This window comes from Staphylococcus devriesei (genome assembly GCF_002902625.1).
GTDB lineage: Bacteria > Bacillota > Bacilli > Staphylococcales > Staphylococcaceae > Staphylococcus > Staphylococcus devriesei.
The window spans coordinates 1-224 of record NZ_PPRG01000127.1; the positions used below are offsets into that span (position 1 = coordinate 1).

General features: G+C 30.4%; 1 pseudogene. It reads right to left on the minus strand.

Annotated features, from left to right (window positions below):
* A pseudogene (locus tag CD147_RS11955) lies at nucleotides 1–224 on the minus strand (N-acetylmuramoyl-L-alanine amidase); the annotation flags it as partial.

Below are 224 nucleotides of genomic sequence, written 5' to 3' on the forward strand. Positions count from 1 at the left end.
TCTTTTGTTTTTTCTAATAACTTTTCACTAGGTTTCTCGCTTGTTTCTTCTTGCACCCCATTAATATATTTTGCTATTTGCTTATCAAGATTTTTAATATTACGTGAATAACCACATGCTTCTAATAAATTGCCGGGATCGATTTTGTCATTTTGAATATCTTGATGACCTGGCACTTCTGTTTTGTAATCAATGTCCCAATAATTACATAAATAAGCTAATAC